General features: G+C 62.5%; 12 protein-coding genes. All 12 read right to left on the bottom strand.

The window, feature by feature from the left end; genetic code table 11:
* Position 1 precedes the first annotated feature (1 nt).
* The 12 genes from CKW26_RS03795 to CKW26_RS03850 all read right to left on the bottom strand — a co-directional run bounded on the left by CKW26_RS03795 (position 2) and on the right by CKW26_RS03850 (position 12,303).
* Positions 2 to 1,849, bottom strand: a complete 1,848-nt coding sequence (locus CKW26_RS03795; protein ID WP_095047572.1) for a secretin N-terminal domain-containing protein — start codon at positions 1,847 to 1,849, stop codon at positions 2 to 4.
* The gene (locus CKW26_RS03800) at positions 1,846 to 2,358 is read right to left on the bottom strand and encodes a hypothetical protein (protein ID WP_095047573.1); all 513 of its coding nucleotides are present in this window, start codon (positions 2,356 to 2,358) and stop codon (positions 1,846 to 1,848) included. Before CKW26_RS03800 ends, CKW26_RS03795 begins: the two co-directional genes overlap by 4 nt.
* A complete protein-coding gene (locus CKW26_RS03805; protein ID WP_095047574.1) occupies positions 2,358 to 2,906 on the bottom strand; it encodes a GspMb/PilO family protein in 549 nt (182 codons plus the stop codon). The genes CKW26_RS03800 and CKW26_RS03805 overlap by 1 nt, the downstream gene beginning before the upstream one ends.
* Positions 2,893 to 3,438: a PilN domain-containing protein gene (locus tag CKW26_RS03810; protein WP_038364874.1), complete on the bottom strand. Its 546-nt coding sequence runs from the start codon at positions 3,436 to 3,438 to the stop codon at positions 2,893 to 2,895. The genes CKW26_RS03805 and CKW26_RS03810 overlap by 14 nt, the downstream gene beginning before the upstream one ends.
* A gap of 1 nt (position 3,439) precedes the next feature.
* Positions 3,440 to 4,243, bottom strand: coding sequence for a hypothetical protein (locus tag CKW26_RS03815; RefSeq protein ID WP_095047575.1), 804 nt, complete (start codon positions 4,241 to 4,243; stop codon positions 3,440 to 3,442).
* Positions 4,224 to 5,930: a GspE/PulE family protein gene (locus CKW26_RS03820; RefSeq protein WP_095047576.1), complete on the bottom strand. Its 1,707-nt coding sequence runs from the start codon at positions 5,928 to 5,930 to the stop codon at positions 4,224 to 4,226. The genes CKW26_RS03815 and CKW26_RS03820 overlap by 20 nt, the downstream gene beginning before the upstream one ends.
* Before the next feature lie 81 nt (positions 5,931 to 6,011).
* Positions 6,012 to 6,542, bottom strand: a complete 531-nt coding sequence (locus tag CKW26_RS03825; RefSeq protein ID WP_095047577.1) for a response regulator — start codon at positions 6,540 to 6,542, stop codon at positions 6,012 to 6,014.
* Between the two features lie 219 nt (positions 6,543 to 6,761).
* Positions 6,762 to 7,523: a SurA N-terminal domain-containing protein gene (locus CKW26_RS03830; RefSeq protein ID WP_095047578.1), complete on the bottom strand. Its 762-nt coding sequence runs from the start codon at positions 7,521 to 7,523 to the stop codon at positions 6,762 to 6,764.
* 15 nt (positions 7,524 to 7,538) lie between these two features.
* Entirely contained in the window at positions 7,539 to 9,089 is a 1,551-nt protein-coding gene (locus CKW26_RS03835) for an ABC transporter substrate-binding protein (protein WP_095047579.1), read from the bottom strand.
* Between the two features lie 9 nt (positions 9,090 to 9,098).
* On the bottom strand, positions 9,099 to 9,719 hold the full coding sequence (locus tag CKW26_RS03840; protein WP_095047580.1) for an SCO family protein: 621 nt from the start codon (positions 9,717 to 9,719) through the stop codon (positions 9,099 to 9,101).
* Positions 9,716 to 10,366: an SCO family protein gene (locus CKW26_RS03845; RefSeq protein WP_095047581.1), complete on the bottom strand. Its 651-nt coding sequence runs from the start codon at positions 10,364 to 10,366 to the stop codon at positions 9,716 to 9,718. Before CKW26_RS03845 ends, CKW26_RS03840 begins: the two co-directional genes overlap by 4 nt.
* A 14-nt stretch (positions 10,367 to 10,380) precedes the next feature.
* Positions 10,381 to 12,303 (bottom strand): YncE family protein, encoded by a 1,923-nt coding sequence (locus CKW26_RS03850; protein ID WP_095047582.1) that lies wholly within the window; start codon positions 12,301 to 12,303, stop codon positions 10,381 to 10,383.
* Positions 12,304 to 12,543: the final 240 nt, after the last annotated feature.

Genomic DNA, 12,543 nt, shown 5'->3' on the forward strand with positions numbered 1-12,543 from the left:
ATCAAGGCTTCTCGACGGTGACACGGGTGGTGGCCACGGCCGACTCACCGACGGCACGCGGCTGCGCGGCAGGCGACGGCATCACGTAACTCTGCGAACGATCCGGGGCCTGAATGTGCATGCTGGTTTCGGTGCCGGTGGAGAACTCCATGTCCGACGGGCTCTGATACGGCAGGTTGCGCACGATCCTTGGGGTGATCGACAGCACCAGTTCGGATTTGCCGACGGTGTCCTTGTTGCTGCCGAACAGCCGGCCAATACCAGGAATATCGCCGAGGCCCGGGATCTTGTTGCCGGTGGCGCCGTGGTCGTTGCGCATCAGGCCGGCGAGGATCTGCGTTTCGCCGTCGTGCAGGCGCAGTGAGGTTTGTGCGTTGCGGGTGTCGACCTGCACCGGGATCGTGCCCTGCCGGGTCGGTTCCAGCGGCGTGGCGTTACTCACTTCGAGAGCAATCTTGATCGCCACTTCGTTGTTCAGGTGCACGGTCGGTTGCACTTCGAGCTTCAGACCGACGTCCAGATAAGTGACGCTCTCAGTGATCACCGGGCCTTGAGTCGACGGCACCGAAGTCGCGCTGATGATCGGCACGCGCTGACCGATGTGGATCCGCGCCTGCTCGCGGTTGCTCACACGAATCACCGGGCTGGCGAGGGTGTTGATGTCATTGTCCTGGGCGTTGATCTTGGCTTGCGGCGACGGTGAGATCGAAATCCGGCTGGAGTTGATGCCTTTCAGTTGATCAAGCAGAGTCACCGCCGAACCGTCGCTGTTGACCACGCCGAAGGTGTTCGGCCATTGCAGGCCAAGTTCGAGAATGCGCTGGGTGGCGACTTCCATCACTTCCACCTCCAGCACCACTTCCGGGTTGGACTGGTCTTGCGACTGCAGGAGTTTCTCGGCCATGCGCACGGCGTCTTCGGTGTCGCGCATGGTCAGGGTGTTGAGGCGTTCGTCGACGAACACGTCACGGGTCTTGAGCATGGTTTTGACCATGTTCAGCGCGGTGTTGGCGTCAATGCTGGTCAGGTAGAACGTGCGCATCACCAGTTCCTGGTAATCCTTCACTTTCTGCGGCGAATCCGGGTAGATCAGCAAGGTGTTTTCGTTCACCACTTTCTGGTGCAACTGGTTCTGTTGCAGCAGCAGGGTCACGGCGTCTTCGATGCGCACGTCACGCACGAAGATCGTCGCTTTCATGTCCGGGCGCAGGTCTTTGTCGAAGATGAAATTCAGCCCGGCGACCTGCGACAGCACTTCGAAAATGGTCTTGAGATTGGCGTCGCGAAATTCCAGAGTCACTGGCCGATCAAGCTTGGTGCGCAGTTGCGGATAGGCAATCACGTTGCGGCTCTGCACCAGACGAATGTTGCCTTGCAGCTCCAGCGCGCCATCATTGTTGGGGTCGAGTTCGAGGATCTGTTTGACCTGCCGATCAGCGCCGTAGATGTCGCCACGACGCAGGTCGCCACGCGCCAGTTCCAGTTTTTCGTCCATGCTGCGCAGGTAATCCATCTGCTTCAGGGCATCCTGAGCCCGGCGGTTGTTCGGCTCGATGGTCAGCGCGCGGTTGTAGGCCACGCGCGCCGAAGCGAAGTCGCGGCGCGAACGGTCAGTGTCGCCGGTCGTCAGCAACGCCGTGATCGCCTTGGCCCGACCGCTGTTGAGCAGCAAGTGCAGCTCGGTGTCCCGTGGGTTTTCGCGCAGGCCTTCTTCGATTCGGGCCAGCCCCGCCTCGTACTGACCCTGTTCAATCAGGTCGGCGGCTTCCTTGTTGGCCACTTGTGCAGAACTGCACGCGGCCAGCCCGGCACACAGGCTCAGGCTCATCAGCAAACGGCAACGTTTCATTGCGTACTCCCCACAGACAGGGTCTGCGACAAATGCAAGGGCAGGTAGACCAGACTCAGTTCCAGATCGGAAATGCCGGTGATCTTCCAGGTGTCGTCGATCACATCCCCGTTGCGCACGACGTAGATCTTTTCGCCGTTCTGCAAAAACACTTGCAGGTCGCTGCGGTCATGCAGCCTGCCGACGAACTGAAACGGCACCGGTGGCAGGCTCGGGGCTTGCACCACAGTTGCTGGATTGATGGCCATTTCGGTGACCGTGGCCAAAGTCGGCGCGGCCTTCCAGGATTTGGCCGCGAACAGGTCGCCGGCCGGGCTCAGGTCCTTGATCGGCGCATCCTTGGCCTTGGCGGTGCTGGCCGGCAGCGCGCCCCGGGTTTTCCCCGGCGTAGCGACAGCCACTTCGTTGGAATCGGCGTCTTCGCTCGGCGAGAAATATTCCGGCAACCACGCCAGCGCGGCCGCTACGCCGAAGAACGCCAGCCAACCTGTCACGCGTTTGGTATTCATCACGACCTCGACAGGTAAAGGGTCATACGGATCCGGCCATTGAGGTCGGTGTCGCCAATCTTCTTGCGTTGCAGCTCGAGGTCTTCCACCACCACCGCCGGCAACTGGCCGAGCAAGGCGTGCAGAAAGCGCCGCAGTTGCGGGTAGCTGCCGCGCACCGGCAGGAGGATCTGATAACGCGCCAGATGGGTTTTCGGATCGACGCCGAGTGCATATTCGCCGCGTGCCAGAGTGATGTGCTCCTGGGCTGCGAGAGCGTAGATGCGGTCGATGGCGACGGTGGCTTGCGGCTGCGCCGGCAGTTTGTTGCGGAAGTCGTCGAGCTGACGCTGCGGCACCACCGGCGGCGCGATGCTGCCGTCTTCAACCTTGGCCAGGTACGCGCTGGCTTCCTGAGTCTGCTGGCTGAGGTGCTGCAACGATTGCCAGCCCGGCAGCAAACCGCCGAGTGCCCAAGCCACGGTGACCAACAGCAGCGCCAGTCCGGCGAGGCCCGGAACGCCGAGGCCTTGCAGGTATTCGTGGACGATCAGTCTAGGGATTCGCATCGCCAATCTCCCAGGTCGCCGACAGGTTGAATTGCACCGGTTGCTCCGGCGATTTGACGACGATTTCGTGGCTCAGCAGCGACACGTCAGACAGCTCGTCGCTGGCTTCCAGACGTTTGTGGAAATCGAGCATCGCTTGCAGATCCCGCGCTTCGGCGCTGATGCGCACCTGGCCTTTGCGCGCATCCGGGGTCAGGGTCAGCAGCGCGACGTCATCGCGCGGCATCGCTTCGAGCATGGCGAACAGGCGTTCCCACGGCCGGCGCAGTTGCTGCGAGACCTTGCGCATCTCGGCGAGGTTTGCCGCTTGCTCGCGGGTTTCCGCCGGGCTCAGGGTGGATTTGGCAGCGCTGTCGCCGGTGAGCTGACGCTGGGTGGTTTGCAGGTGGCCTTGTTGCTGTTCGGTGTGCGCGTCGAGGTGCTGTTGCACGCCGAAGCACAGCAGCGCCAGCAGCACGCCGCCGCCGAGCAGGCTCCAACCCAACGGGCCGGAACGTGGGCGCGGTTGAAAATCGAGATTGAGCGCGCGCATGTCAGGCCACCGCCCGGGACATGACGTACAAGCCGTCACGCACGTTCATCGAGTCGTCTTCAAGGGTGCGCAGTTGCACACCCGCCACGTCCGGATGCGCATCGAGGCGCGCCGGCGCATGCAGATAAACGTTGAACGCGCGTTCGCTGGTCGAGGCTTGCAGCTGGCGTTCGCGACCGATCAGGGCATTCAACGCGGCATCGCTGTCGCTGCCGCCCACCGAACGTACACCGGCCCAACGCCCTTCCCTCGCCAGCAACAACACGCTGCGTTGCGGCTCGGCGACGACGAACAGGAAGTCGCCGGCATCGAGGCTTTTGTCGAAGCGGTTGAACGCCGCCATCAGGTACGGCTGCACCGAGCGCAGGCGCAGACCGCGACCGCTGACCAGTACCCGCAAGCGTTCAAGCAAGTCTTGCGGCAAGGCACTGGCGATGCGGTCGTAACCGGCCGGCTCAGCAGACAGCACAAGACTCCACGTCTGGGTCGGCGCGCCAAACAGGTCTTCAAAACACAGTTGGGCAAAGCCGCGCAGTTCCTCAGGGCTGCTGATCTGCGCGCTCCACGGCACCAGGCAGAAACGGCTGAAGTGCCCGGAGATGACCACGCTCAATTCGGCACCGGCGCGGGCGTGCTCACCGAGCAGGCGATCGAGGGTGTCCAGCGCCACCGCGTAGCTCTGGAAGCCTTCGTCGATGTACCCGACGCTGCCCAGCCACAGGGTGTCGCTGCCGCGCCGCTGACCGAGGCCAACACCGCTGGCGCCGAGCACGGCGACAAAACGCTCACGCGATAAAAGTGACACGATTGATCTCCTCCAGCGTGGTGCGACCTTGTTCCACCAGCTCCAGTGCCGATTCGCGCAGCAGGCGCAAACCACGTGCACAGGCCAGGGCTTTGATTTGTTTGATCGGTTGGCGCTCGACGATCATCTGGCGCAGTTCGTCGTCGAGGTGCAGCAACTCGGCAATCGCCGTGCGCCCGCGATAACCGCTGCCCCGGCAGTGCCCGCAGCCCTTGCCGTGGACGAAGTGGTAGTGATCGACTTTCTGCGGATCGAGGCCCGAGGCGCGCAGCTCTTCATCGCTTGGATTGACCGGCGCGCTGCAACTGGCGCACACCAGCCGGATCAGGCGCTGGGCGAGAATCGCGTTGAGCGCCGAGACCAGGCTGTAGGGATCGATTTCCATTTGGGTGAAGCGGCCGATCACGTCGAAGACGTTGTTGGCGTGGATGGTGGTGAACACCAGGTGGCCGGTAAGCGCCGATTGCACGGCGATCTGCGCGGTGTCCGGATCACGGATTTCGCCGACCATGATCTTGTCCGGGTCGTGGCGCAGGATCGAGCGCAGGCCTCGGGCGAAGGTCAGGCCTTTTTTCTCGTTGACCGGGATTTGCAGCACCCCCGGCAATTGATATTCGACCGGGTCTTCGATGGTGATGATCTTGTCCACGCCGTGGTTGATCTCGGTGATCATCGCGTACAGCGTGGTGGTCTTGCCGCTGCCGGTCGGGCCGGTCACCAGGACCATGCCGTAGGGTTCGGCGGCGAGGCGGCGCAACTGGCGCAGGGTTTCATCTTCAAAGCCCAGCGCCTGCAATTGCACGCCGCAGACCTTGTCGGCCAGATCCTGTTTGTCCAGCACCCGCAGCACCGCGTCTTCGCCAAAAATGCTCGGCATGATCGACACGCGAAAATCGATCTGACGGCCGCTGATACCGATCTTGAAGCGACCGTCCTGCGGCACGCGTTTTTCGCCGATGTCCAGCTCAGCCATGACCTTGACCCGCGAGATCACCTGCTCGGCGAACTCGTTGCCCTGGACTTTGCTGATGTTGTTGAGCACGCCGTCGATGCGGTACTTGATCACCAGACCGTGGCCGGTGGTGCCGAGGTGGATGTCGCTGGCGTGCATTTTCAGCGCGTCGTAGAGGGTCGAGTTGACCAGTTTCACCACGCTGCTGGCGTCTTCGCTGATGCTGGTCAGCGACAGGCTTTGCAGGGTGTCGATTTCGTTGTGGGTGTCGCCTTGGGCGTTCAGCGATTCGACCGCGTGGAAGCTTTCTTCGTGGCGGGCCAGATAGGCCTTGAGATCATCGGCGTGCACCAGATGCAGCGGCGCGCCGTGCAGGCAATCGTCGATCCAGGCCAGCCGCGCCGGGTCGAAGGGGTCGGCAAACACGCCGATGACTTCGTCGTTGTGGCGCAGCAGGATGAATTCGCGTTTCAGGCATTGTGCGAGGGTGACGCGGTCGAACACCGGCGTCGCTTGAAACAGGCTGTCGGTGTCGAGCACCGGGTAATGCAGGGTGGCGCCGAGGGTATGAATGAACGGTATCGGCGCCAGTTCACAGAGTACGCAAAGGGCTTCAAGCACGCGTTCGCCAGAGGTGGCGGCCCGCGCCCGAGCCTGGGCAAGCTGTTCACTGGAAAAGCGCTCGGGGGCGCATTCGGCCAGCAGCGGTTCGACGACAACGGACAGACGTTCCATGGCTTGCTCTCCAACCGGGGCTTAGAGCCCTGTCGGCGCGGCAAACCTTGGCGGCAAGTGCCGGAACGTCTGTTCGCGCCATTACTCCCCGGTGAGCATTTGATCGTCGTCCGGCGCCATGGGTCGCGACTGCCGTCGCCGATCCGCCAACACCCAACTGCCATCGTACAACTGCAACGGGAAGCTCTCGGTCCTGCTCTGGCGTCGTTCGACGAAACCCTCGGAAGGGTTTGCACCGGGTTTCGCTTCGCGCTTGAAGCCCAGAAGGTCGCAGACAGCTCGGGCCAGTTCCGCCAAAGGAAACGGTTTGAACAGGATGTGGCTGACCCCCAGTTGCCGCGCCCGCTCACAGACTTCAGCGGTCGGGTGACCCGTTATCAGCACAAAATGGCACGTCCTGTTCTGGCGGACCGTGTCGAGCACCTCAAAGCCTTCCATATCGGGCAAGCGGTAATCGAACACCAGCACGTCGGGGGCAAAGGTTTCGGCCAGGCCGATCGCCGTCGCTCCGTCATGTGCAATCCGGACGTCCAGCCCCTGCGCCGACAGATAATCCTGAAGGTTCTGTGCAAGCAGCTGTTCGTCTTCGACAACCAGTACTTTGTTAACCAAGGTCGACTCCTTGAAACAGCAGGTCCGATGCCCCCGCCCTGAGAGTGCGCCTTACCATCGGTAACGCACACTTCATGCCAGGCTGAGTACCGGTAATTTTACGTCTTCATGTCCTTGAATTTAATGACAATGCCCGCTCGTCCCGGTACCCCGTTCCCCAGAAACGGGGAAGCACCTGAATGGGCATCGAAGCCATTCCCCACTATTGGGGGGGAACCTTCAGTCGTCGTCAATTCGTTCGATCCTGTTCTGCACCCGTAATTGCGCGAGCACTTGGCGACGAGCCTGGGTCTGTTGCTGTCGGGCGAGCTGTGCCCTGACTGTATCCAGCCCCTGCAAATCTGGGACATCGGCGGTCTCCAAGTGGTTCGGCAAATAAATCACATGCCAGCCGAACGGTGAGCGCACCGGTTGGCTGGTAAACGTCGCGGCCCCGGCAATCGGCGCGCGCATCTGCATCAAGCGTAGACGCGCTGCGGCCACTGTGGCTGCATCCGCTTGCGCGGGCACGCGGATCAGCAACTGACGGGGTTGCAAGGTATTGGCGCGGATCAGCTCGGCGAACATCTGCTGCGCCGCCAGTTCGCGGCGGGTGTATTCGGTGAAGGACGCCTCATCGAAACCGGCGTCCTGCAAGCGTAGGACGAATTTATCCGTGCCGCCGATAGCACTGCGGGTCTGCTCGACTTGCTGAAGCACCACTTGATCGTCGATCTGCAGCCCGCGCTTTTGCGCTTCCTGCCACAGCAGCTCTTTGTCGATCAGCGCTTGCAGTGCTGCCTGGCGCAGCTGTTTATAGGCTTTGGGATTACGAATGCTCGCCACGGCGCGACCCTGATCTTCCAGGTATTCGGCGAAGAAGCGCTCAAAGCGAAACCCGGAAATCTCCTCGCCGTTGACTCGCGCCACGGCCGGCTCGTTATTGGCCCACGCCAGCGGCAGCCAGCAGGTCAGCAGCATTATCAGCGTTGTGAGCTTCATGATCGGGCCCTCCATTCAGGGGCTGGCAACAATCGGTTTATAGGGTGCGACCAGATAAAAGCGCTGATCGGGCAAATCCACGGTGACCACATGGGCGCCGCTCAAGCCCAGGCGTCGGCCGGGGCCAAAGCTGAGGCGCGGAGTCAGGCCGGTGTCGAAGTCGTGCAGACCTTCCAGCGCCGTCACCAGTTTTTCGCGGCTGGCGTCGCGGCCGGCCTGTTTCATGCCTTCGCTGAGCAGCAACATCGAGGCGTAGGCGCCGACTTGCAGCACCGCATGCTCGGCGCCGAGGCCCTGGCCTTCGCGCAGCAGCGTCAGGGCCATGCGCCCGGTCTGGGTCCAGTCGCTGGGCACGAACGGATAGGCAAGAAACACCCGCCGAGTAAAGCCGTCGGGGACTTGCAGCAGATCGCCGGCCACCTGGCTTGAAGCGGCGAACAGATACGGCACTTGCCCGGCGCTTTGCAGCCGTGTCGCCAGACGACTGAAGCCGCCGCCAGTGCCCAGATAGAACACCGATCGCGAACCCAGCGGCAGCGCATCCGCCGTCGGGTCGTAGGCTTGCAGTTGGACTTTTTGCCAGCCGTGATCCTGCAAATACTGGCCGAGGTTTTGCGCGGCCAGCGTTTGTGCAGGGTCATCGGGATAGGCAATCAGCGTCGGCCCTTGCAGCACACGCAGGCTTGCCGTGGCGTAATCGGCCAGCGCGATCAGTTGCTCGCGCAAGCCCGGCAGCGGCTCGAAAATCTGCGGACTGGCCTGCACCGCCCCAAGCAACGACAAGGCGCCGATCAGCGGCACGCCGGCCTGTTCCAGGCGCGGCCCCAGTTCACTGTCGAGGGCCGGTGCCAGCGGCGCGATCAGGGCGAACACCTGTTCCTGCTCGATCAACTGTCGCAGGGCTTGTTCGGCACTGGCGCGATCCGGGCCGGGGTCGATCACTGTCAACCGCAACTGCCGACCATGAATGCCACCGGCCTGGTTGATCCGCGCGACGCTACCATTGAGCACCGCTGCCACTGTCGCGCCCTCCTCGGCCAACGGGCCTTGGCTAGGCAGCAAGGTGCCCAGGTGCAAGGTCTCGGCATCGAGGCCGGGGTCACGCTCATCGGCGAGGCGTTTGAGATAGGCGGTAAGGTTGCGCTGATCCTTCATCGACAGCACAAAGCGCGGCATGCTCGGGTCGAGACGATTGTGGCCGGGGTCGCGGCCCTGCTCGATGGCAATGGCCAGAGTGCTTTCGCTGTAGGCCGGATAGCTGCGCCCGTTGACCTGTTGCTGGCCATACGTGCTGGTCAGCCGCGCCCAGTTCAGCGGCGGCGGACGCACCCCGCCTTCGGGTCGCCCGAGGCCATCGGCGCCGTGGCAATTGGCGCACGGCAGACTCGTTGCCGGCAGCAACATATCCGCTGCGCCAACCCGCGCCATGATCGCTTCGCCGCTAGCTGACAGGCCTTGGCGGTACAGGCGCTTGCCTGCCGCTTCCTCCGCAGTCAGCGGCGCAGCGCTCGCGCCAAGGCTGACGCCAGCGAGCAGGATCAGGGCGAGTACACCGCTCAGGTTCATGGCGCGAACTCAGCGGCCAGCCACGGGCATTGTCAGCAACTGCAAGCGCTGGGCAATGGCGGCGGCCGGGGCGTCGGGACGGATCTTGCTCCAGCGTTTATTGGCGACATCGCCGACGATCAACTGCGTGGAATGCTGCTCGGGCGTCGGCACGATCTGGCCGATGCGGCTCAATACCAGGTCCATCTGCGCTTTGTCGCCAGTAAGAAAAAGCCAATGAGGGTCATCGGAACCCTGCTTCAAGGTGTAAGCCTTGAGCACCGCCGGCGTGTCGCGCAGCGGGTCACTGGTAAGGGAAATGAAGGTGATGTCCTGCGCCTTGTCACCGAGCAGCTCGCGGACTTCTTTGAGCTTTTGGGTGATCAGCGGACAGGCATCGTTGCAACTGGTGAAAATCACGTTGAGCAGCACTATGCGGTTTTGCAGCGCATCGCTGTAGAAGCGCAGGGTTTCGCCGTTCTGATCCTGCAACGGCGTGTCGGTGAACCAGGTTTTTGCGTCGTGGGTGCCTTTGGCCGGCGCGGCAGCCACAGCGGCTGGCGGCTCGGAGACGTGGCCTTCGTGGGCGAACGCGACGTTACCAAGAATCCAGAAACACACGGTCAGGGAGATCCAGTCGAGCGCTCTCATGGCTGTTGCTCCATGGCGATGGCGGTGTGTTTGGCGTGTGTGCGCAGACCGCTGAGTTTTTCCACCTCCTTGGCCAGCAGCGCCGGATCAGTGAAGCCGTAGTAGCGCATCCAGTGGCGGCTATCGCCGTCGCCGACAAGGATCAGCGGCTGATGACTCTTCAGGTCGCCGCTGAAACTGCCGAGGCCCTTGAGGGTTTCATTGATCGACTGCGGCGAGCCGGTCAGCCAGCTCCAGCCCGGCCCGCGCTGGAAGGTACGGGCGTAATCCTGCAGGCGTTTCGGGTCGTCGCGCTGTGGGTCGATGCTGATCGAAACCAGTTGCACTTCCTCGCCGACCCGCGCACCGAGTTGTTTCTGCACCTTGCCCATGATCGACGAGACCACCGGGCACACCGTGGTGCAACTGGTGTAGATAAAGCTCATGACGACGATTTTGCCCTGCACCAAGTCTTGTTCGAGGCGCACTGTTTTACCGTTCTGATCGAGCAGCGGCACGTTGGCGAATTTCACTTGGGCGTGTTCCTGAGTGCTGCTGGCCGGGGCTTTGTGTCCGGCGTGTTCGTCGGCCGAATGAGCGTGGACTTGTTGAATGCCAAGGCTCAACAGGCACAGGGTCAGCAGGCCAGTGGATGCAAATCGGTTCATGTCGAAACTCCTCTTCAACGGGCCTGGCCGGGGGCTACCCGAACACTGGCAAAGGTCTTGTCATCGAAACCGGCACCCAGCGACGCCGCGCGCACATGCAGATACCAGGCGCCGCTGCGGTCGAGGGTGATTGGCGCCTCGTATACGCCGTCGGCGACTTCCAGCGCCGCCACTTCGCGGGGATGCGAGGTGGGCGCGAGGTAGTAGCGCAGTTGCACGTCTTTGACGCCGCTGCGCTGGGCTTTGTCTTTGCCTTGAACGATGCGGAAGCGCACGACGTAGGGGTCGTTGAGTGCCACGGCCGTCTTGTCGAGGAGGAACTCGACTTTCGGCTGGCCGAGGTGTTTTGGCTGTTTGCCGTCAGGATCAATTTGCGCGGTAAAGCAGTGAATGATGTTTGGCTGGTTGAGCAGAAACGCCACGTCAAAGCGCCCCGCCGCCGGCAGCTTCACCCGCGCGCTGTACAGCCCCGGCGAGACTTCGCGCAGGCTGCGATCGATGACCATGGCGGCGCGGGCAATCTGGCCACGGTTGGGGTAACCGGACATCGGCGCGTTCATGCCTTCGGCGTAGAAGTAGGTGGTGTTGTCGACCGGGTTGACCACGAACACCGCGTTGTCATCGCGCGACACCGCCAGGCTGGAGGCCAGCGGCAAATCCCCGGCCAGGCGCGGCGCTTGCGGGCCAGCCTCGAAACCCTGGCTGATCGGCTGGCGACCTTCGCCGAGGGAGGACAGGTTGATCATGGTGACTTTCGGTGAAGCGAGTCCGCGGATGTAGGCGTAGGCCTGGGTGAACACCACTTGGTAGGGTTCGGCGCTGACGTCCAGATCATGGATGGCGGTGTTGGTGGCGGCGTCGATGATGCTGGCGCGGTTTTCCACGGTGTTGAGCACTACCCCGAAGCGGCCGTCGGCGCTGAAGCCCATCGGGCCGAGGCCTTGTTGCAGTTTGATCACCCGGCGGATGGCGTGAGTACTAGCGTCGATCACACTCACGGTACCGTCCTTGCCGTCAGCTACGTAGACCGCGCCGGACAATGGCGAGTAAGCGACGGATAACGGATGGGAGCCGGTTTTGATCTGCTGGACGATGTTCAGGCTGGCGATGTCGATCACGCTGACGGTGCCGTCGTCACGGTTACTGACGAAGGCGTAGCGGCTGTCCTTGCTGAAGCTGATTTCGTGGTGGCCGCGTCCTGTCTGCAAATGTTTGAGGGGTTTGAGGCTTTGGCTGTCGATCACTGTCACGCCGGAGTCTTCGGCTTTGCTGGCGTTGTTGCCGACCCACAGCAGTCGTTGGTCTGGTTGTAGCGCGACGCGCACCGGTTGGCTGCCGGCTCTGATCGAATCGAGAACCTTGAATTGTTCGCTGTCGATGACGGCCACTTCGCCCGCCGTTGGCATCGAGACGAACACGCGTTTGTTGTCTTTGGGGGTGACCCAATCCATCGGCGGCTGCTTGAGTTCGATCCGCGCGAGGGTGCTGGTGATGCCGCCGACCGAGACCGACGGATCGACCACGGCGATGCTGGCGTCGCGGTTCATCACCAGCAGGAAATAGCTGTTGAGGTCGAGCAACGGCCGCGCGCCGATGTTGGATTTGAGGAACACCCCGACCCGGGCTTTGCAGCTCTGATCGCGGCCCTGAGCCTGATCGGCGGCAAGGGCTTGCGGATCGACCCAGGCACCCGGTGCCACTCCGGACAGCGGCTGGCCGGAGGCGCTGTCAGTGACGCGGAACTGCACATCGGCGAATTCGCCTTCGCGCAGTTTGCCGTCGGCGGCCAGCGGCTTGAGATTGAAATCCACCGCCACACCGTCGCGGTTCAGCGTCTGCTCGCCAGCGGTTTGCGCCAGCGCAATCTCACTCAGCGTCAACAACGCCCCGGCCGTAACCAGGGTGCAAATACCGATGATGTTGATGATCCTGTTCATACCACCCTCCCCTCATTTGCAAACCCATCCCTGTAGGAGTGAGCCTGCTCGCGATGACGTCATCTGCCTCACCATCCGAAACCGAGTTGCCCCAATCGCGAGCAGACTCACTCCTACATGGGATTTGCATTCATCCCGCAACCTCACTGCCCACCGCAGACCCTGTGGGAGCTGGCTTGCCAGCGATGGCGTCCGTCCTGTCACATCAATGGCGCCTGTGCCGCCGTCATCGCTGGCAAG

Source organism: Pseudomonas sp. Irchel s3h9 (genome assembly GCF_900187475.1).
Taxonomy (GTDB): domain Bacteria; phylum Pseudomonadota; class Gammaproteobacteria; order Pseudomonadales; family Pseudomonadaceae; genus Aquipseudomonas; species Aquipseudomonas neuropathica.